The 17,314-nt window shown below is 71.1% G+C and carries 17 protein-coding genes and 2 tRNA genes; 8 read left to right on the forward strand and 11 right to left on the reverse strand.

Features of this window, described 5'->3' with window-relative positions; translation table 11 throughout:
• Window positions 1–34: 34 nt before the first annotated feature.
• Window positions 35–712 (forward strand): HAD family hydrolase, encoded by a 678-nt coding sequence (locus AF1_RS06755; RefSeq protein ID WP_067794137.1) that lies wholly within the window; start codon window positions 35–37, stop codon window positions 710–712.
• A 170-nt stretch (window positions 713–882) separates the two neighbouring features.
• Window positions 883–3,507: an alanine--tRNA ligase gene (gene alaS / locus AF1_RS06760; RefSeq protein WP_067794138.1), complete on the forward strand. Its 2,625-nt coding sequence runs from the start codon at window positions 883–885 to the stop codon at window positions 3,505–3,507.
• Between the two features lie 67 nt (window positions 3,508–3,574).
• On the opposite strand, the gene AF1_RS06765 is transcribed toward alaS, so the two are convergent.
• Window positions 3,575–3,648, reverse strand: a tRNA-Pro gene (locus AF1_RS06765).
• A 156-nt stretch (window positions 3,649–3,804) separates the two neighbouring features.
• On the opposite strand from AF1_RS06765, the gene AF1_RS06770 reads away from it, so the two are divergent.
• Window positions 3,805–3,878, forward strand: a tRNA-Gly gene (locus tag AF1_RS06770).
• A 374-nt stretch (window positions 3,879–4,252) separates the two neighbouring features.
• On the opposite strand, the gene AF1_RS06775 is transcribed toward AF1_RS06770, so the two are convergent.
• From AF1_RS06775 to AF1_RS06785, 3 genes are read right to left on the reverse strand one after another with little or no spacing between them, the layout of a single operon-like run.
• Window positions 4,253–5,026, reverse strand: coding sequence for an ABC transporter permease (locus AF1_RS06775; protein WP_067794139.1), 774 nt, complete (start codon window positions 5,024–5,026; stop codon window positions 4,253–4,255).
• A complete protein-coding gene (locus tag AF1_RS06780) occupies window positions 5,023–5,994 on the reverse strand; it encodes an ATP-binding cassette domain-containing protein (RefSeq protein WP_067794140.1) in 972 nt (323 codons plus the stop codon). The genes AF1_RS06775 and AF1_RS06780 overlap by 4 nt, the downstream gene beginning before the upstream one ends.
• Window positions 5,995–6,006: 12 nt before the next feature.
• The gene (locus AF1_RS06785) at window positions 6,007–6,669 is read right to left on the reverse strand and encodes a DUF4097 family beta strand repeat-containing protein (RefSeq protein WP_067794141.1); all 663 of its coding nucleotides are present in this window, start codon (window positions 6,667–6,669) and stop codon (window positions 6,007–6,009) included.
• Between the two features lie 241 nt (window positions 6,670–6,910).
• Here AF1_RS06785 and AF1_RS06790 point away from each other — a divergent pair, with 241 nt between their 5' ends.
• Complete coding sequence (locus AF1_RS06790; RefSeq protein ID WP_067794157.1) at window positions 6,911–7,702, forward strand: GbsR/MarR family transcriptional regulator; 792 nt, start codon at window positions 6,911–6,913, stop codon at window positions 7,700–7,702.
• Window positions 7,703–7,756: 54 nt separating this feature from the next.
• Here AF1_RS06790 and AF1_RS06795 read toward each other — a convergent pair whose 3' ends face one another.
• Window positions 7,757–8,449 carry a hypothetical protein gene (locus tag AF1_RS06795; RefSeq protein WP_242608935.1) on the reverse strand — a complete coding sequence of 231 codons (693 nt, stop codon included), beginning with the start codon at window positions 8,447–8,449 and terminating at the stop codon, window positions 7,757–7,759.
• A 401-nt stretch (window positions 8,450–8,850) separates the two neighbouring features.
• Between AF1_RS06795 and AF1_RS34150 the strand changes: the two genes are divergently transcribed.
• Complete coding sequence (locus tag AF1_RS34150) at window positions 8,851–9,168, forward strand: DUF7455 domain-containing protein (protein ID WP_131732827.1); 318 nt, start codon at window positions 8,851–8,853, stop codon at window positions 9,166–9,168.
• A gap of 21 nt (window positions 9,169–9,189) precedes the next feature.
• Here the strand turns inward: AF1_RS34150 and AF1_RS06805 are convergent, their stop codons facing one another.
• From AF1_RS06805 to acsA, 5 genes are read right to left on the reverse strand one after another with little or no spacing between them, the layout of a single operon-like run.
• A complete protein-coding gene (locus AF1_RS06805; RefSeq protein ID WP_067794144.1) occupies window positions 9,190–9,432 on the reverse strand; it encodes an acyl carrier protein in 243 nt (80 codons plus the stop codon).
• A complete protein-coding gene (locus tag AF1_RS06810; RefSeq protein ID WP_067794145.1) occupies window positions 9,429–10,781 on the reverse strand; it encodes a dihydrolipoamide acetyltransferase family protein in 1,353 nt (450 codons plus the stop codon). Before AF1_RS06810 ends, AF1_RS06805 begins: the two co-directional genes overlap by 4 nt.
• Window positions 10,774–11,799, reverse strand: coding sequence for an alpha-ketoacid dehydrogenase subunit beta (locus AF1_RS06815; RefSeq protein WP_067794146.1), 1,026 nt, complete (start codon window positions 11,797–11,799; stop codon window positions 10,774–10,776). The genes AF1_RS06810 and AF1_RS06815 overlap by 8 nt, the downstream gene beginning before the upstream one ends.
• Window positions 11,796–12,833: a pyruvate dehydrogenase (acetyl-transferring) E1 component subunit alpha gene (gene pdhA / locus AF1_RS06820; protein WP_174548827.1), complete on the reverse strand. Its 1,038-nt coding sequence runs from the start codon at window positions 12,831–12,833 to the stop codon at window positions 11,796–11,798. The genes AF1_RS06815 and pdhA overlap by 4 nt, the downstream gene beginning before the upstream one ends.
• The gene (gene acsA, locus AF1_RS06825) at window positions 12,811–14,604 is read right to left on the reverse strand and encodes an acetate--CoA ligase (protein ID WP_067794147.1); all 1,794 of its coding nucleotides are present in this window, start codon (window positions 14,602–14,604) and stop codon (window positions 12,811–12,813) included. Before acsA ends, pdhA begins: the two co-directional genes overlap by 23 nt.
• 155 nt (window positions 14,605–14,759) lie before the next feature.
• On the opposite strand from acsA, the gene AF1_RS06830 reads away from it, so the two are divergent.
• Window positions 14,760–15,404 carry a flavodoxin domain-containing protein gene (locus AF1_RS06830; RefSeq protein WP_084262516.1) on the forward strand — a complete coding sequence of 215 codons (645 nt, stop codon included), beginning with the start codon at window positions 14,760–14,762 and terminating at the stop codon, window positions 15,402–15,404.
• Window positions 15,405–15,416: 12 nt separating this feature from the next.
• On the opposite strand, the gene AF1_RS06835 is transcribed toward AF1_RS06830, so the two are convergent.
• Window positions 15,417–15,779 (reverse strand): hypothetical protein, encoded by a 363-nt coding sequence (locus AF1_RS06835; protein WP_131732826.1) that lies wholly within the window; start codon window positions 15,777–15,779, stop codon window positions 15,417–15,419.
• 324 nt (window positions 15,780–16,103) lie between these two features.
• Between AF1_RS06835 and AF1_RS06840 the strand changes: the two genes are divergently transcribed.
• Together AF1_RS06840 and AF1_RS06845 are read left to right on the forward strand one after the other, a co-directional pair.
• Complete coding sequence (locus tag AF1_RS06840) at window positions 16,104–16,301, forward strand: hypothetical protein (RefSeq protein WP_067794149.1); 198 nt, start codon at window positions 16,104–16,106, stop codon at window positions 16,299–16,301.
• A 401-nt stretch (window positions 16,302–16,702) separates the two neighbouring features.
• A partial coding sequence (locus tag AF1_RS06845; RefSeq protein ID WP_157419141.1) for a hypothetical protein occupies window positions 16,703–17,314 on the forward strand: 612 nt, incomplete at its 3' end.

Here is a 17,314-nt window from a genome sequence, read left to right on the forward strand (position 1 = left end):
AGGGGCCCGTCCATTCTCCCGGCACAATGGGCCCGTGCTGGCGACGGTGCTGTTCGACCTCGACGGGACGCTCCTCGACCACGAAGGGGCCGCGGGCGAGGCGATCGTCCGGTCGTTCCCGGACGCGGACGCGGGGTGGCTCGTCCGGCGCTGGATGGAGCTGACCGAGGAGGCCGTCGACCGGTACCTGGCGGGCGACCTGGACTTCACCGCCCAGCGCCGCAGCCGGATCGTCCGGCTCGCCCGGGAACTGGGCCTCGGAACGTGGGGCGACGCCCGCGCCGACGCGTGGCTTTCGGAGTATGTGGCGCTCTATGAGGCGGCGTGGCGTCCGTTTCCCGATGTCAGGGCCGCACTGGACGTCCTGGCGGGACGCGGCCTGCGGCTCGGGGTGATCACGAACGGGGACGCCGCGCAGCAGCGGGCGAAGGTCGAAGGGCTGGGCCTCGCGGACCTGCTGCCCTATGTCGTGGCGTCCAGCGAGGCGGGCTCCGCCAAGCCGGCCGCCGGAATCTTCCGGACGGCCTGCGCGGGCCTCGGCGTCCCGCCCGGCGAGGCCGCCTACGTCGGCGACCGCCTCGTCACCGACGCCCGGGGCGCCGCCGCCGCGGGGCTGAGGGGCATATGGCTCGACCGTTCCGGCGATCCTCCGCCCGACCTGGAGGTCACCCGCATCACGTCCCTGACCGCCCTTCCCGGGCTCCTCGGCTGATCACCGGAAATTCATGTGCCGTCACGCGAGGTGCGGGATAGCGTGATCTGTGATGGACATTCACGAGGTGGGACGGCGAGCTAGCCGCGCCGGGCTGGGGAACGGGCAGTCGTGCCCGGCCCGGCTCGGCGGTGTGCGCCGTCATCCCATCGACCTCGTGAGGCCGTCCCATGCTTTCGACTGACATCCGCTCGACCTTTCTGGACTTCTTCCGAGAGCGCGACCATCGCGTCGTGCCGTCCAGCCCGCTGGTTCCGTCCGATCCCACGCTGCTGCTGACGAACGCGGGGATGAACCAGTTCAAGCCGTACTTCCTGGGCGAAACCACGCCGGAGCACCCGCGGGCGGTATCGGTGCAGAAGTGCGCGCGTACGTCCGACATCGAAAACGTCGGCCGCACCACGCGGCACGCGACGTTCTTCGAAATGCTCGGCAACTTCTCGTTCGGCGACTACTTCAAGGCGGAGACGATCGCCTGGGCGTGGGAGCTGTTCACCCGGCATTACAACCTCGACCCGGAACGCCTATGGGTCACCGTGTACCTGGACGACGAGGAGTCCGTGCGGCTCTGGCGGCGCATCGGCGTCCCCTCGGAGCGGATTCAGCGGCTCGGCATGGGGGACAACCACTGGTCAATGGGCATACCCGGCCCATGTGGGCCGTCCACCGAACTGCACTACGACCGGGGCCCGTCCTTCGGGCGAGAGGGCGGACCCGCGGTGGACGGCGAGCGCTACCAGGAACTGTGGAATCTCGTCTTCATGCAGAACCTCCGCGGGGAGGGGTCCGGCAAGGGCGAGTATCCGATTCTGGGGGAACTTCCCACGCGGAACATCGACACGGGGCTCGGTCTCGACCGTCTCGCGGCTGTATTGCAGGACGTGGACACGGTCTGCGAAACCGACCTCCTCTCACCCACTTTCCAGCTCGTCCAGGAAATGGCGGGACGCCCCTATCCCGGACGGGACGGCAGCGACGACTCCAGCTCTTTCCGCATCGTCGCGGAACACTCCCGGTCGATCGCGTTCCTCATCGCCGACGGCGTCATGCCCGCACGCGACGGCCGCGGCTACGTGCTGCGCCGGCTGATGCGCCGCGCGATCCGGCACGCGCGCCGGCTCGGCATCGACCCGGCGCTGCCGGACCTGACGTCCAGCGTGATCGGCACCCTCGGCGGGACGTGGCCGGAACTGACCCGGCGGTCCGAGCTGATCCGCCAGGTGGTCACGGCCGAGGAGGAGGGCTTCGAGCGGACGCTGCGCCAGGGCTCCCGGCTCCTCGACGCGGCGATCACCCGCACGACCTCGACGATCTCCGGCCGCACCGCGTTCGAGCTGCACGACACCTACGGCTTCCCGATCGACCTGACCATCGACGCGGCGCGCTCGGCGGGCCTCACCGTCGACACCGACGCGTTCGCGGAACTCCTCGACGAGCAGCGCCGCCAGGCGCACCGGGCGGGCCAGGACCGGAAGGGCGACGCGGTCGCCCGCCAGGAGGTCTACCGCCGCGTCACCGCCGAACACGGCCTCACGGACTTCGTCGGCCACGCCGCGGAAACAGCGGAAACAACCGTGCTCGCACTCCTCGGCCCGGGCGGCGAACTGCGCGGCGCGGCCGAGGGCGACGAACTCGAAGTGATCCTCTCCCGGACCCCGTGCTACGCCGAATCGGGCGGCCAGGTCGGCGACACCGGCACACTGCACACCCCCACCGGGAAGGCGCGGGTCCTCGACACCCGCCCCGGCCTGGACGGCCTGCACGTGCACACCGTCCGCATACTGGACGGCGAGCTGCGTCCCGGCGACGAGGTGCAAGCGGTCATCGACGCGGACCGCCGGCAGGCGACCGCACGATCGCACAGCGCCACCCACGTCCTGCACGCGATGCTGCGCCGCCTCCTCGGCGACCACGCGACCCAACGCGGCTCCCGCGTAGAGCCGGGACGCCTGCGTTTCGACTTCACGCACCTCTCCCCGGTCGAGACGGGCCCCCTGCAGACCCTCGTCAACGACTACCTGCTCGACGACCCCGGCGTCCGCGTCTGGGAGGCGGCCAGGGCGGACGCGGAAACCGCCGGCGCGATCGCGCTGTTCGGCGAGAAGTACGGCGAGCACGTCCGCATCGTGGACATCGGCGACGCGTCCCGCGAACTGTGCGGCGGCACCCACGTCGGCCACGGTTCGCAGGCGGGCCCCGTCCACATCGTCGGCGAGTCGTCCATCGGCACCGGCCTGCGCCGCATCGAAGCCCTCACCGGCGCCGACGCGCTCCGCCACCACGACCACCAGCGGCACCTGCTGGACGAACTCGCGGCCCTCCTGAACGTCCACCCCGACCAGGCCCCGGCCCGCCTGCGCCAACGCTTGGAAACACTCGCGGAAACCCAGCGACACCTGGAAACCCTCCGCGGGGCGGAACTGAACGCGCATGCGGACCGGCTGGCGTCCCAAGCCGAACAGGCACCGGGCGGCTGGCTGGTCGCGCAGACGATCCCGGGCTTGACCAGCACGGACCTCCGCACCATCGCGAGGGGCATCCTCAACCGCCGCGCCCCCCGCGGCATCGTCGTCCTGGGCACCGAGTCCGGCGGCAAAGCGGCACTGCTGGCGGCAGTGGGCACGGACATCGCCGTCCCGGCGCGCGACCTCCTGACCCGCGCGGCACGGCAGGTCGGCGGCGGAGCAGGAGGCAAGGGCCGGGTGGCGAACGCGGGCGGCCGCCACCCAGAGCACCTGCCGGAGGCGATCGGCACCGCGGCGTCCGACGCCCGCGCATTCCTGGAAACCCTCTGACCGGCACCGGGCCGCCGGCCGGGCCCGCCCAAGGCGGCGCGCCCGGCCGGCGGCCCAATCGTCCCTGTCGGGCTGGCGGGATTTGAACCCACGGCCCCCGGCACCCAAAGCCGGTGCGCTACCAAACTGCGCTACAGCCCGCACGTCACCGCCGAGCGCGGTGACGGGAGAAGTCTAGTCCCGATCAGCCCCCGCCCGCTGCGCCGAACCCGCATCCCGCCCGCCGGACCCGTCCGCCCCCGGAACCCTGTACGCTACGGGATGGCGATCGAGGGCCACCCGGCTCTCCATCCGCTCGCGGGCGTAGCTCAATGGTAGAGCCCCAGTCTTCCAAACTGGCTACGCGGGTTCGATTCCCGTCGCCCGCTCCAAAATTTCCGCAGGCCAGAGACATAAACTCTGCGATCTTGCTCTCACTCCAAGATTTCCATCACTGGGCTCGTACGCGATCATGGTGGATCCCCCGCGCCGACCCGGCTGTCATCCAGTGCTTGGCGCCTTCGCCGCCGGCGCCCGCCCACAGGCCCAATCACCCACACGATCTTCAGGACAGTCCCGGCGATGCCAAATGGCCCGCCCGGTTCGGTTTGAACACCGGGGAGATCGAAGATCTCTGGAGTGAGCAGACACGGGTGAGCCCTCTAGAAACGTGTACTTGTCTGAACGCTCTTGCGGGTGCGACGGGTGGAAAGGTTCAGGGCCGTCAGACCAACCGGTCTGACGGCCCTGTTCGGCCGGTTCATGGTCAGGTCTTGTTGTAGGTGTGCTTGGCCCAGAGGTAGGAGACGGCGGCGATGCCCGCGCACCAGGCGGTGGCGATGGCGGCGTTGTCGCCGATCGGGGTGCCGAGCAGGAGGCCGCGGACGGTTTGCATGACGGGGGTGAAGGGCTGGTATTCGGCGAACCAGCGCAGGGCGGTGGGCATGGAGTCGGTGGGGACGAAGCCGCTGCCGAGGAAGGGCAGGAAGACCAGGGGCATGGGTGCGTTGCTGGCGGCCTCGGGGGTCGGGGACTTCAGGCCGAGGGCGACCGACAGCCAGGTGATGGCCACGACGAACAGGGTGAGCAGCCCGGCGGCGGCCAGCCATTCGGCGGCGGTGGCGTCGGGGCGGAAGCCGATCGCCAGGGCGACGCCGATGACGACGGCCATGCCGAGGAGCTGCTGGATGACGCTGGCGACGACGTGGCCGGTCAGGACTGAGGCCCGGGAGATCCGCATGGTACGGAAGCGGGCGATGATGCCTTCGGTCATGTCGGTGGCGACCATGACGGCGGTTCCGGTCGCGGCCATGGTGGCCGCCATGAGCAGGATGCCGGGGACGACGTAGTTGACGTAGGTGTCGCGGCCGCCGCCGATGCCTGCGCCGAGGGTGCCGCCGAAGACGTAGACGAACAGCAGCAGGAGGATGACGGGCGTGATGACCAGTTGCACGGTCATGGACGGGTAGCGGAGCAGGCGTTTGAGCTGGCGCCGGACCATGGTGGAGGAGTCACGCATGGCGAGGGTGAGAGTGCTCATCGGACGGGCTCCTTGTCCTGGTCGCTGTTCTGGCCGGTGAGGGCGAGGAAGACGTCGTCGAGGTCGGGGGTGTGGACGCTGAGGTCGGCCGGTTCGATGCCCGCCGCGTCCAGCCGGGCGAGCAGGTCGCGCAGTGACGCGACACCGCCGTCGGAGGGGATCTGCAGCGTGAGCCGGTCGTCGTCGGACGGGTCCACGAAGCCCCTGCCGAGCACGCCGAGCGCGTCCTTGATGGCGTCGTCGTCGGTGAATCGCAGCGACACGTGGCCGCCGGGGATGAGCCGCTTGAGCTGATCGGCGGTGCCTTCGGCGATCAGCCGTCCGTGGTCGAGCAGGGCGATGTGGTCGGCGAGCTGGTCTGCTTCCTCCAGGTACTGGGTGGTGAGGAAGATGGTGACGCCGCCGGCGACGAGGTCGCGGACGATGCCCCACATGGTGCGGCGGCTGCGTGGGTCGAGGCCGGTGGTGGGTTCGTCCAGGAAGATCAGGCGTGGGTCGCCGACCAGGGTCATCGCCAGGTCGAGCCGGCGTTGCATGCCGCCGGAGTAGGTGCCGGCGGGTTTGCGGGCCGCGTCGGCCAGGTCGAAGCGCTCCACCAGTTCGGCGGCCTTGCGCTTACCGTCTCCGCGGGACAGGTGCTTGAGGTCGGCCATGAGGAGCAGGTTCTCCTCGCCGGTGAGCAGCTTGTCGACCGCCGAGTACTGCCCGGTGACGCCGATCGCGCCGCGCACGTCGTCGGCCTGGCGGTTCAGGTCGTATCCCGCGACCTGGACCTGGCCGCCGTCGGCGCCGATCAGGGTGGACAGGATCTGCACGGTGGTGGTCTTGCCGGCGCCGTTGGGGCCGAGCAGGGAGAAGATCGTTGCTTCGGGGACGGCCAGGTCGATGCCGTCGAGCACGACCTTGTCGCCGTCCTTGCCGGGGTAGGACTTGCGCAGCCCGTTCGCGGCGATGGCCAGGTTCGTCATGGCTCTGCTCCTTTAGAGGCTGCGGGCGGCGATGTCGCCGTGGGAGGTGGTGGCGCGGATGTCGAGTTCGGCGGTGCCGTCGTTCTTGAGGGTGTTGGTGATGCGGCCGTAGGAGGTGCCGGCGTCCAGGGCGGCCGAAACTCCGGCGGCGGCGCCGACGGAGATGTCGCCGGCCTGGGTGCGCAGCACGACCGTGCCGCCCGTGGCCTCGGCGATCTGGATGTCGCCTCTTTGGGTGCTGATGTCCGCGGGGCCGTTCAAGCGGCCTACCTCGACGTCGCCGTCGGTCGCGGTGAGGTGGACGCCGGCGGCCTCGTCGATCTTGATGTGGCGGTAGGCGCCTGCAAAGGCGATGTCGCCGAGGCGGCCGACGGCCCGGAACTCGGCGCCGGCCGTCTTCGCCTCAATGCGGGAACCGGCGGGCAGCTTGACCGTCACCTCGACGGATCCAGAGGGGGCGAAGGACTGGTCCTTGGCCGAAGTCTTGATCCGCAGGACGCCGTCGGCATATTCGACCGTGGTCTGCTCCGCCGCCTTCACGTCGCGGCCCTTGGAGGCGTTCGCGGGCAGGACCTCGACCCGGGTGCCGGCGCGGTCGGCGGCGATGAACTGGACGCGTCCGGCGGGGATGTCCAGGACGGCGGAGATCGGGGCGGGGGTGTCGAACTTCTGCATCGTGGTTTCCTCGCACTGCTGCTCGTTGTTTCGAACACCAGAAACGCTACGTTGCTTTCTAAATCACTGCAACGCATACGTTGCATAAAATCAATGTCTATGCAGGTAGAAGCTTGAAAACTGTTGCAACGGCATTCAAGATTAACGCAACGACCGTCACCCGATCATTGCAATGGATGGGAAGTGAACGCTATGGTGGAGGGGTCGGGGACCGCCACGAATGATCATCAAGGAGATCGTGATGCCGGGAGGCAGGCTCACCCAGCAGGACCGCCGGCAGATCGCGCTGGGGCTGGCCGACGGCCTTCCCTACGCCGAAATCGCCCGACGCCTCAACCGTCCGACCTCGACGGTCACGCGTGAGGTGATGCGCAACGGCGGCCCCGCCGGCTACCGCGCCGACCTGGCCCACCACGCCACCGAACGCCGCGCCCGCCAGCGCAGGCAGACCGCGCCCCAGGGGGCGCAGGCGGCGGCGCAGCCCTACGGACGCGACGCCGAGGCCGTCCGCGAGTACGCCGAGACGCTCACCACCGTCTTCATGACCTCCGGCCTCCCCAAGATGATGGCCCGGGTGCTGGCCTGCCTCTACACCACCGACTCCGGCAGCCTCACCGCGGCAGAACTCGCCCGGCGACTGCAGGTCAGCCCGGCGTCCATCTCCAAAGCGATCACGTTCCTGGAGAACCTGGACCTCGTCCGCCGCCAGCGCGACGAACACCGCCGTGACCGCTATGTCGTCGACGACGACCTGTGGTACCAGTCGATGATCCGCAGTGCCCGCTCCAACGACCAGTTCGCCGAGGCCGCGCGCCAGGGCGCCGCCCTCCTCGGCCCCGGCACCCCGGCCGCCACCCGCCTGGAGAACGCCGCCCGCTTCCTCGACTTCGTCGGCGAGAGCCTCCTCCGCGCCGCCGAGCAGGCCCGCGAGGTCCTCTACACCACCACCGGAACGGCCTCGGACAGCACCGCCGAACCAAGTTCGGATCACGGGCGGACAGCCGCCCCGAGGGATCACGCGGCCGGTGGCTGAATCCGCATCCAACGGCACAGTCGGGTATCAGAACTGCCTGAACGCCCGTGCCGATCAAGCGCTGGGGTCCTCTGGTGGTGGCAGGTAGGGGCCGAAGTGGTCGGCGACGATGTCGGCAATGGCCGTGGCGTCGCGGGATCCGTCGACCTCGATCACGCGGATGCCGAGGCGTTGCGCGGAGCGGACGGCGTCGTCGGCGACGAGGCGGTCTCGCTCCAGCCGGTTGCGTTGGGCCCGTTCGGGGTCGCTGACGCCATGGCCGATGCGGGCGGCTCGGGGGAGGTCGTGGAGCTGGCGGTCGCGGAAAGCCTGGGTGGGCACCATGACGACCATCTGCCGGGGCGAGTCGATGATCGGGGCGACCAGCTCGGGGCGGAGCCCCCAGCCTTCGGCGATGATGGGGCGCCCGGAGACCAGGGCGCGCAGGTCGTCCAGGGCCCATTCGAACCGGACGGGGAAGTCGGCCAGCGTTTTGGCGGCCATGTCCTCCGGGGTGGTGTTCACCCAGGTCCGGTCGGGGTCCGGGTCGGCGGGAGGTTGGCCGAGCTTGACGCGGCGAGCGATCCGGCGGTCGTTGTGGCCGCGGGCATCCTGGTAGTCGTAGTGGTAGGCGGTCAACCCGTAGCGGAGGGTCAGCAGCCGGGCGACGGTGGACTTGCCGGCCCATTGCCCGCCGCTGATCCACAGGACCCGGCGAAGCGTGCCGAAGGGATCCCCCACGTGCTTTTGGGTGTCGTTCCTGGTCACAGGTCTCCTCAGGTGCGGCGGCCAACGTCTGCTGCGTAGGTCGTCCAGTCTCCGGCACAAGCGCGTGCCATTGGACTGCGACGTTGATGTGGACGCCAAGTATGCGGGCGAGTATCGCGGCGGGGAGTTGCGCGGCCGGGGTGAGCCGGGCGCGGGTGGGTGGGATGCCGATGGTGTTCACTCGATGGTCCAGGCCAGTCGGCGCCGGCCGTGGTGCCGGTGACGCTTTCATCCTCGGGTGACCTCTTAGTTCTGCAGGACGGCGGCGGTCAGGGCGTGGGTGCTGCCGGGCATCGCCCCGGGCGTCCGCACGATCGTGCCGTCGGGGCGGGGCCGTTGGTCCTGGGATGTGTGTATGGACGGCCCTGTCCTGCCGGGTGGCGGCAGGACAGGCTGAAGACATGGCTACCAAGTTTCCGTACAAGGGCATCACCCGGCTCGCGGGCACGCGGACGGCTCAAGACCAAGCCGAACGCACTCATGGTCCGCCCGTCCCGGTTCTGGCGGATCGGGCGTGCTGCTGCCTGGCCAAGCCCGTCGTGATCGCGGTCATGCCGATCATCGGCCATGACCTGAGCCCCGTGGACATCCACCTGTGCGCCCATCACTACCGGCAGTCGCGCAAGGCGCTGGCCGAAGCGGGGGCCACCGTCTTCGACGGCTCGGGCATGCCCGTCACCGGCCTGGACCCGTACGAGCTGCTGCGAACCGCCCGCTGACATGGGGGCCGGCGCCTGTGGTCAGGCCCGGTGGGTGAGGTAGGTGACGCAGGCGTCGAGGGTGGCCAGTTCCGGGTAGTCGTCCTCGTCGATGCGCAGGCCCGATCCTTCGCTCAGTTCTTCCACGAAGCCGAGGAAGTCGAGGGAGTCGAGGCCGAGATCTTCGCGCAGCGAGGCGTCTCCGCCGACCGTCCCGGCGTCGATGTCCGGGGCGACCTTCTCCAGCGAGCGGACGGCCAGTTCACGCGCCTGTCGGGGTGTCATAGCTCCTCCGGGTGTTGCAGCAGCCGGTCCACGGCCTCCAGGATCCGCGCACCGGTGTATCCGTCGGTGGCGCGGTGGTCGGCGGCCAGCGTGGCGGTGACCACCGGGCGGACGCCCAGCAGCCCGTTCACCGCCCACGGACGCTGGACGATCCTGCCGAAGCCGAGGAGCGCGACCTGCGGCGGGAAGATGACGCCGGTGACCGATTCCACGCCCTGGTCGCCCAGGTTGGTGACGGTGATCGTGGCGCCGTCCAGCTCGGAACCGCGCAGCCGGCCCGACCGGGCGCGGACGAGCAGGTCCTTGAGGGCGGACATCAGGTCGTCCAGGGAAAGTTCGTCGGCGCGGCGCAGGGTGGGGGTCACCAGCCCGCCGCCGCGCAGCGCGGTGACGATGCCGAGGTGGACGCCGTCGCCGGGGACGAACTTCTCGTCGAGCCAGTGGCCGTTGAGTTCGGGTACCTCACGGGCCGCCAGGGCGCTGGCCTTGAGCAGCATCGCGGCCGGGAGAAGGCGCCGCGCCACCGGCAGTTCGCGGTTGCGCCGGCGCAGCCAGCCGGTCGCCTCACCCATGTCGATGGTGGTGCCGAGGTAGTAGTGCGGTATTTCGCGTTTGCTTCTGGCCATGAGCCGGCCGATCGCCCGCCGCATCGCCGCCTGCTTCTCGTCGGCCGCGGGGCGGGGCTCCGCGGGTCGCCGGGGGGCCCGTGCGGCGGCGCGGACATCGTCGGCGCGGATGACGCCGCGGGCTCCCGACCCGTACACGTGGTGCAGATCCACGCCGAGTTCGGTCGCGAGCCGGCGGGCCAGCGGTGACGCCTTCGGCCGGGTCGCCCGTTCGATGTCCGCGCGGACGATCCTGCCGCCGTGTCCCGTGCCGTTCACCGAGGTCAGGTCGATGCCCCGTTCCTCGGCGAGGCGCTGGACGAGCGGAGTCGCCGGTTCGGGGCGCCGGGGAGCGGGGGCCGGTTTTCCCCGCTCCGGCTCCGGGTGGCCCGCGGGCACGGGCCGCTTCGGCTCCGCGGCGGGCGGCTTCGGCTTCGCAGCCGGGGGCTTCGGCTTCGCAGCGGGAGGCTTCGGCTTCGCAGTGGAGGGCGGGGCGCTCGGGGCGGCGGCCGGGGAGGTCAGCCTGGCGAGCGGGGTTCCGACCGGCACGTTGGCGCCGGGCTGGACGAGAAGGGTGTCGATCACGCCGTCGTCGAAGCATTCGACCTCGATATCGGCCTTGTCGGTCTCGACGACGGCGACGATGTCCCCCTTGTGCACCCGGTCTCCGGGTTCGACCAGCCATCGGGTGAGGGTGCCCCGCTCCATGTCGGCGCCGAGCGAGGGCATCGTGAAGTCAGGCATCGCCGCTCACCGCCCGGTGCGCGGCGGCGACGATGTCGTCCGGCTGCGGTAGCGCCGCCTCCTCCAGGTGCCGGGCGTACGGGATGGGGACCTCGGCGCCGCACACCCGGCCGACCGGCGCGTCGAGGTCGTAGAACGCCTGCTCGGTGATGCGGGCGCTGATCTCCGCGGACAGGCTCCCGGACCGCCACGCCTCGTCCACGATCACGGCGCGGTGGGTGCGGCGGACCGAGCTCATGATGGTGGCGTCGTCCAGCGGGCGCAGCGATCGCAGGTCGATGACCTCGGCCTGGACGCCCTCGGACGCGAGCCGCTCGGCGGCGTCCAGGGTCTTCGGCAGGGTTCCGCCGTAGGTGATGAGGCTGACGTCCGAGCCGGTCCGGCGGACCGCGGCGCGGTCGATGTCCACCGCGCCCGCGCCGGGCGGCAGCTCACCGGCCATGCCGTACAACGAGCCGTGCTCGGCGATCAGGACGGGGTCGGGGTTCTCCAGCGCCGTCCACAGCATGCCCCGGGCGTCCTCCAGGGTCGCGGGGGCGAGGATGCGCAGGCCGGGGATGTGCGCGTACCAGCCTTCGAGGCTGTGGGAGTGCTGGGCGGCGAGCTGCCGGCCCGCCCCGGTCGTCATGCGGATGACGAGCGGCACGCCGACCTGCCCGCCGGACATGTGCGACAGGGTCGCCGCGTTGTTGAGGATCTGGTCGAGCGCGAGCAGGCTGAAATTGACCGTCATGATCTCGACGATGGGCCGCATCCCGGCGAGGGCCGCGCCGATGCCCGCACCGACGAACGCCGACTCCGACAGGGGCGTGTCGCGGATCCGCTCGGGCCCGAACTCTTCCAGCAGCCCGAGGCTGACGGCGAAGCAGCCGCCGTAGCGCCCGACGTCCTCTCCCATGAGGAAGACCCGGTCGTCCCTGGTGAGCGCATCGCGCAGGGCGGCCCGCATGGCCTCCCGGTAGGTGATGGGCTCGTTCCCGGCGGCCTTGTCGGCGTCGCGGGTCTTCGTCGTCGTCATGGCCGCACCGCCTCTTCGGAGTAGACGAACCGGGCCAGATCCTCGACCGGTTCCAGCGGCGCCGCCTTCGCCGCCTCCACGGCGGCGTCGATCTCGGCGGCGATCTCCTTCTCCATCGCGGCGACATCGTCGTCGCCCAGTTCGCCGGTGTCGCGCATCCGGGTCGTGAGGGCGTCGATCGGGTCGTGCCGCCGCCACTCCTCGATCTCGCTCTTGTCGCGGTAGAGGTCCGGGTCGTACATCGAGTGGGCGCGGTACCGGTAGGTGCGCATCTCCAGGAAATGCGGGCCGCCGCCCCAGCGCACCGCCTCGGCCGCCCGCCGCGCGGCGGTGGAGACGGCGAGGACGTCCATGCCGTCGACCGCCCAGGAGACCGTCCCGTAGGACGAGGCGCGCAGCGCCAGATCCGTCTCCGCGTGCTCGCGGGCGAGCGCCGTGCCCATGGCGTAGCGGTTGTTCTCGCAGACGAACAGGACCGGCAGGTGCCACAGCGCGGCCAGGTTCATGCATTCGTGGAACTCTCCCTCGGCGACCGCCCCGTCACCGAAGAAGCAGGCCGTGACGCGGTCGGCGCCGCGCATCCGGTCGGCGAGCGCCAGCCCGACCGCGAGCGGCAGCCCGCCGGCGACGATGGCGTTGCCGCCGTAGAAGCGGGTCGCGGTGTCGAACAGGTGCATCGAGCCGCCGCGGCCGCGGCTGCACCCGGTGGACCGCCCGAACATCTCCGCCATGATCGCCTCCGCCGACACGCCGCGGGCGAGGGCGTGCCCGTGCTCGCGGTAGGTGGTGACGACCGCGTCGTCCGGTCCGAGCGCCGCCATCGTCCCGGCGGCGACGGCCTCCTCGCCGATGTACAGGTGCATGAACCCGCGGATCTCGGCCGCGCTGTACAGCTCGACGCAGCGTTCCTCGAAGCGCCGGATCCGCAGCATCTCGTGGAGCAGGCCGCGGCGCTCCTCGACGGCCGCGTCCGGTGCGCCGGCGGCCGCCGCGGGCCCGGTGTTCCGCTTCTCAGCGGTCTTCTTCCTGGTCATGATGCTGCTCCAGTGTCGACACGTCACCTTCGGGCAGGCCCAGCTCACGCGCCTTCAGCAGCCGGCGCATCACCTTGCCGCTGCGGGTGTGCGGAAGGTTCTGGTCGAAGGCGATCTCCTTGGGCGCCAGCGAGGCCAGCCGCCGCCGGCCGAAGGCGATCAGCTCACGGCGCAGCTCCTCCCCCGCCCGGTAGCCGGGACGCAGGGTGACGAACGCCTTGACGATCTCCCCGGCCACCGGATCCGGCCGCCCGATGACCCCCGCCTCGGCGACGGCCTCGTGCTCCATGAGGACGCTCTCGACCTCGAACGGCCCGATCAGATGCCCGGCCGACTTGATCACGTCGTCCGCGCGGGCGACGAACCAGTAGTAACCGCCCGCGTCCCGGCGGGCGATGTCGCCGGTGAGGTACCAGCCGCCGGCGAACGCCTTGGCGTAGCGGGCGTCGTCGTGCAGATAGCCGCGGAACATGGACGGCCAGCCGGGACGCAGCGCCAGCTCGCCTTCGGCGTCCGGGCCGCGTGCCACCGTCACCTGCCCGCCGGGCGACACGAGGGCGCGCCCGTCGGCTCCCCGGTCCAGCAGCGCGACCTCCACGCCGGGCACCGGACGTCCCATCGAGCCGGGCCTGATCTCCATGGACGCGTAGTTGCTGATCATGATGGCGCCGGTCTCGGTCTGCCACCAGTTGTCGTGGACGGGCAGCCCGAACGCCTCCTCGCCCCACACGACGGCTTCGGGGTTGAGCGGCTCCCCCACGCTGGCGACGAACCGCAGGGCGGACAGGTCGTGCCCGCGAGCGGGCTCGGTGCCGTACCGCATCAGCATCCGCAGCGCCGTCGGGGCGGTGTACCAGACCGTGACGCGCTGCTCCTCCAGCGTCCGGTACCAGCGCCGGACATCGAACTCGGCGGCGTCCACCAGCAGTGTCGCCCCGTGGGTGAGCGGAGCGATGATCCCGTACGAGGTGCCGGTGACCCACCCGGGGTCCGCCGTGCACCAGAATACGTCGCCCGTCCGCAGGTCGAGCGCGTAGGCGGCGGTGACATGGTGCGCCACGACCGCCTCGTGGACGTGCACCGCGCCCTTCGGCCGCCCCGTGGTGCCGCTGGTGAAATGCAGCAGTGCCATGTCCTCGGGGTCCGTCGGCGGTATCTCGAAGCCCGGGGCGGCGCCGTCCATGATCTCGCGGAAGGACACCGTGCCGGGCGGCGTCTCGTCCCCGCCCACGATGAGGACGTGCTTCAGCCCCGGCAGCTCGTCCCGGATCTGGGCGATCTTCCTGGCGTACAGTTCGGGATCGGTGACCAGCACCCTCGCGTCACCGAGGCGGAGCCGTTCGCGGATCGGCTCCGGCCCGAACGCGGGGAACAGCGGTGAGAAGACACTGGTGTTCTTCAACGTTCCGAGGGCCGTCACGTACAGCTCGGGTACCCGGCCCAGCAGTGAGAACACCCGGTCGCCCTTGTGCACCCCGAGGACCCGCAGCACGTTGGCGAACCTGCCGGTCTCGTCCCGCAGCCGCGCGTAGCTGAGTTCGGTCACCGCGCCGGAACGGTCGAGGCAGCGCAGCACCACCCGGTCACGCAGTGGTCCCGCGGCGTGCCGGTCGACCGCCTCATGGGCGATGTTCAGGCCCCGCCCGTCCGGCAGGCCGTCCATGGCGGCCCGGGCGTCCTTCCAGCTGAAGCGGGCGCACACCGCGTCGTAGTCGTCCAGGTTCGGTGGAGAGCCGGAGAGTCCGGCCTTGGTGATCGGTTCCCAGCCCATAGGGCTCACCTCGTTGGAAGACGATTCCGCCTCCATCGTCCAGCGCGGGCGGCGGGCGCCCTAGGGCCGGAGGTCCCTCCCCCTGGGGGCCAACGACCTGCGGCGGAGCAGGCCGCGACGGCAGAACATGGAGGTGAGGACGCGGAGGTGAGGACATGACCATCCTTGTCGGGTACGCAAGCGCACACGGTTCCACGCGGAGCATCGCCGAGCGGATCGGTACGGTCCTGGCCGAGCACGACATCCGCGTTGAGGTCCGCCCCATGGACGGGGTGGAGGACGCAGGCGGGTACGAGGGGTTCGTGCTCGGCAGTGCGGTCCACAGCCGTGCGTGGCTGCCGGAGGCGCTCGACTTCGTGACACGCGCGCACGACGTCCTGGCCGGCCGCCCGGTGTGGCTGTTCAGCGTCGGGATGCCGGCCGCGCTTCGCGGTCCCTGGCGGAGTTACGGCCCCAAGGAGGAGGCCCTCCTGACGGAGGAGCTTCACCAGAGGCTCGCCGCCCGGGAACACCGGCTCTTCTCGGGGGTCTTCCGGCGGGAGCACATCCCCCTCACCGGGCGTCTGATCTGCAAGGTCATGGGACTGCGATACGGCGACTACCGGGACTGGCCGCAGATCGAGGGCTGGGCTTCGGCGATCGCCGACGGGCTGGGGGCTCGCGGCCCGGTATCCGCGGCGGGGCCGGCCGCCGGAGCCGCCGTGCCGCCCCGGGGCCGGGTCTCCCGGGGAGGACGGCCCGGCCGGGACAAGCGCGCCGAAGACGGCGGCCAGGCCCGCGGCGATTCCCGGCCGGGGTGAGGCGTCGGCCGGTCATCGGCTCCCCTCGCCGTGCAGGTGGACGATGTGCCGCAGTTCCTCGGCGAACGCGCAGGGGTCGTTGCGGTGCGGTTCCTCGGGGGGCAGCATGGCCCAGCGCCTGGCCAGGTCGAGGCATGCTTCCCGCAGGGATCGGTGCTCCTGGCGGGCGGTCGCCAGGAACGCCTCGGCCTGCCGGCGGGCCGCGCGGGCGTCGTCGCGTTGCGAGGCGACGGCGCGGACCGCGTTCTCGGCCCGGCCCTGCCGCGCTTGCCGCGCCCGTTTACGCACGCGCCTGCGGCGCCTCCCCACGGCGACGACCGCGGTCATGGCCATCGTGATCAACAGCAGGACCATCCAGGGGTATTCAATGCTCATGCCCTGTGCTCCTCTCCGCGGAGGCGGACACCGCCCCCCTCCGCATGGTCGCCACGAGGTCGTGCGCAGGGGGCCAATTCACCCGGATCGTATCGCCCTGAGCACGCAAGCTGTCACCGACCGTACTTACACCTCTGCAACAAGAAGCGTTAGAACGCGTTTTAAGTAAGTAAAACTTTCAAAGAGCCATCATTGAACGCACTTTTTCTGAGAATCTCAGACGAAAAAAGCGCCACTGCTCGCCAAAGCCCGTTCCGGGTCGCTAAAGTTCTCGGCCATAGTCCCGGCTGCTGTGACCGGCTCACAAGGAGAGGAACGCAGCGAATGGACGGATGCGGCACTCCCAGCTTTCCCCCGGCGGCCCGGCGGCACCTCGGCCAGGCGATCCGGCGGCACCACATCGAACTGTGCTCCGGCTCCAGGGCCGGCCTCGTCGCCGAAGGCGGCCCCTCCCTGCCGGCCATCAACAAGATCAAGACGCCCGGAGCCGCGCCCACACCGGCCGGGCGGTCCTCCCGCTGAAGATCCGGCCGGCATGGCGAGCCGGCGGCGCCCACGGCATCCCGGAAGGCCGCGGGGCGACCTGCCTCACCGTCCCCCTCGTTCCGGCCGCAGGGCCCGCGGAGCGCCACCCGGCGGAGACGGCACCGACCCGCTCCTGAGATTCCGCCGTCGCCCTCCGGCACCACCGGAGGGCGACGGGCGGCCACGATCGGGGGCCTGCGCAGGCGCCCGGCCCGCCCCGGCCGGTCGGCTCCAGCCGCAGGCACCCGCCCATGTACAGCCTCCAAAAGCCGCCCCACAAACGCTTCTACGGTCAGGGTCTTCACGACCACCACCGGGCCGACGCACCACCCGGCGTGCGTCCCCCGGTGCGGATCCACGCCCGCGTCCCCGCACGCGGGCACCCGAGGGGAGGACGCATGAACCCCGACGACCAAGACCTCCGCAGCATGATCACACGCCTGACCCAGGAGAACGCCCGGTTACGCAGCCAGCTGGCCGTGGCCCAGCAGTGGAACCCGCCCGCCGAAATGGAATACGCCTTCCGGACGGCCACCGGGTGGAAATGCCTGTCGGTGCCGCTGCCGGAGGGCCGGCCGACCCTCATCCTGATCGCCGGGACCGCGCCGGGAGCACCCGCGGCCCACCCCGATGCCGCCGGACAGGTCTGGCGGCACCTGCTGACCGCCGCGCCGACCCGCGGCAGGATCGGCCCCTTCGCCCGCGCCACGATGCCCGCCCCGCTGCTCGGATACCTCGGCGAACAGGACGGCAGAGCGATCATCGTCCTCAGCAAGGACCTCGTCCGCGGCCAGCTCGCGCGGGCCGCCCGGCTGCTGCGGTCCAACGCCAACGCCTGCCATCCCCGGCCGCGCCTGCTGGAACTGGCCGTACTCCCCCTGCTGTGCCTGGCCGACATCCTGCGTGACGCCGGCACCAAGACCGTGCTGGCCACCGCGGCCCCGGCCGCGGCCGTCACGGTCTCGGCCGCCGTCGTCCTCAGCCCCGCCCCCGCCGAGCCCGCGCCCTCC

Source organism: Actinomadura formosensis NBRC 14204, from assembly GCF_001552155.1.
Taxonomy (GTDB): Bacteria; Actinomycetota; Actinomycetes; order Streptosporangiales; family Streptosporangiaceae; genus Spirillospora; species Spirillospora formosensis.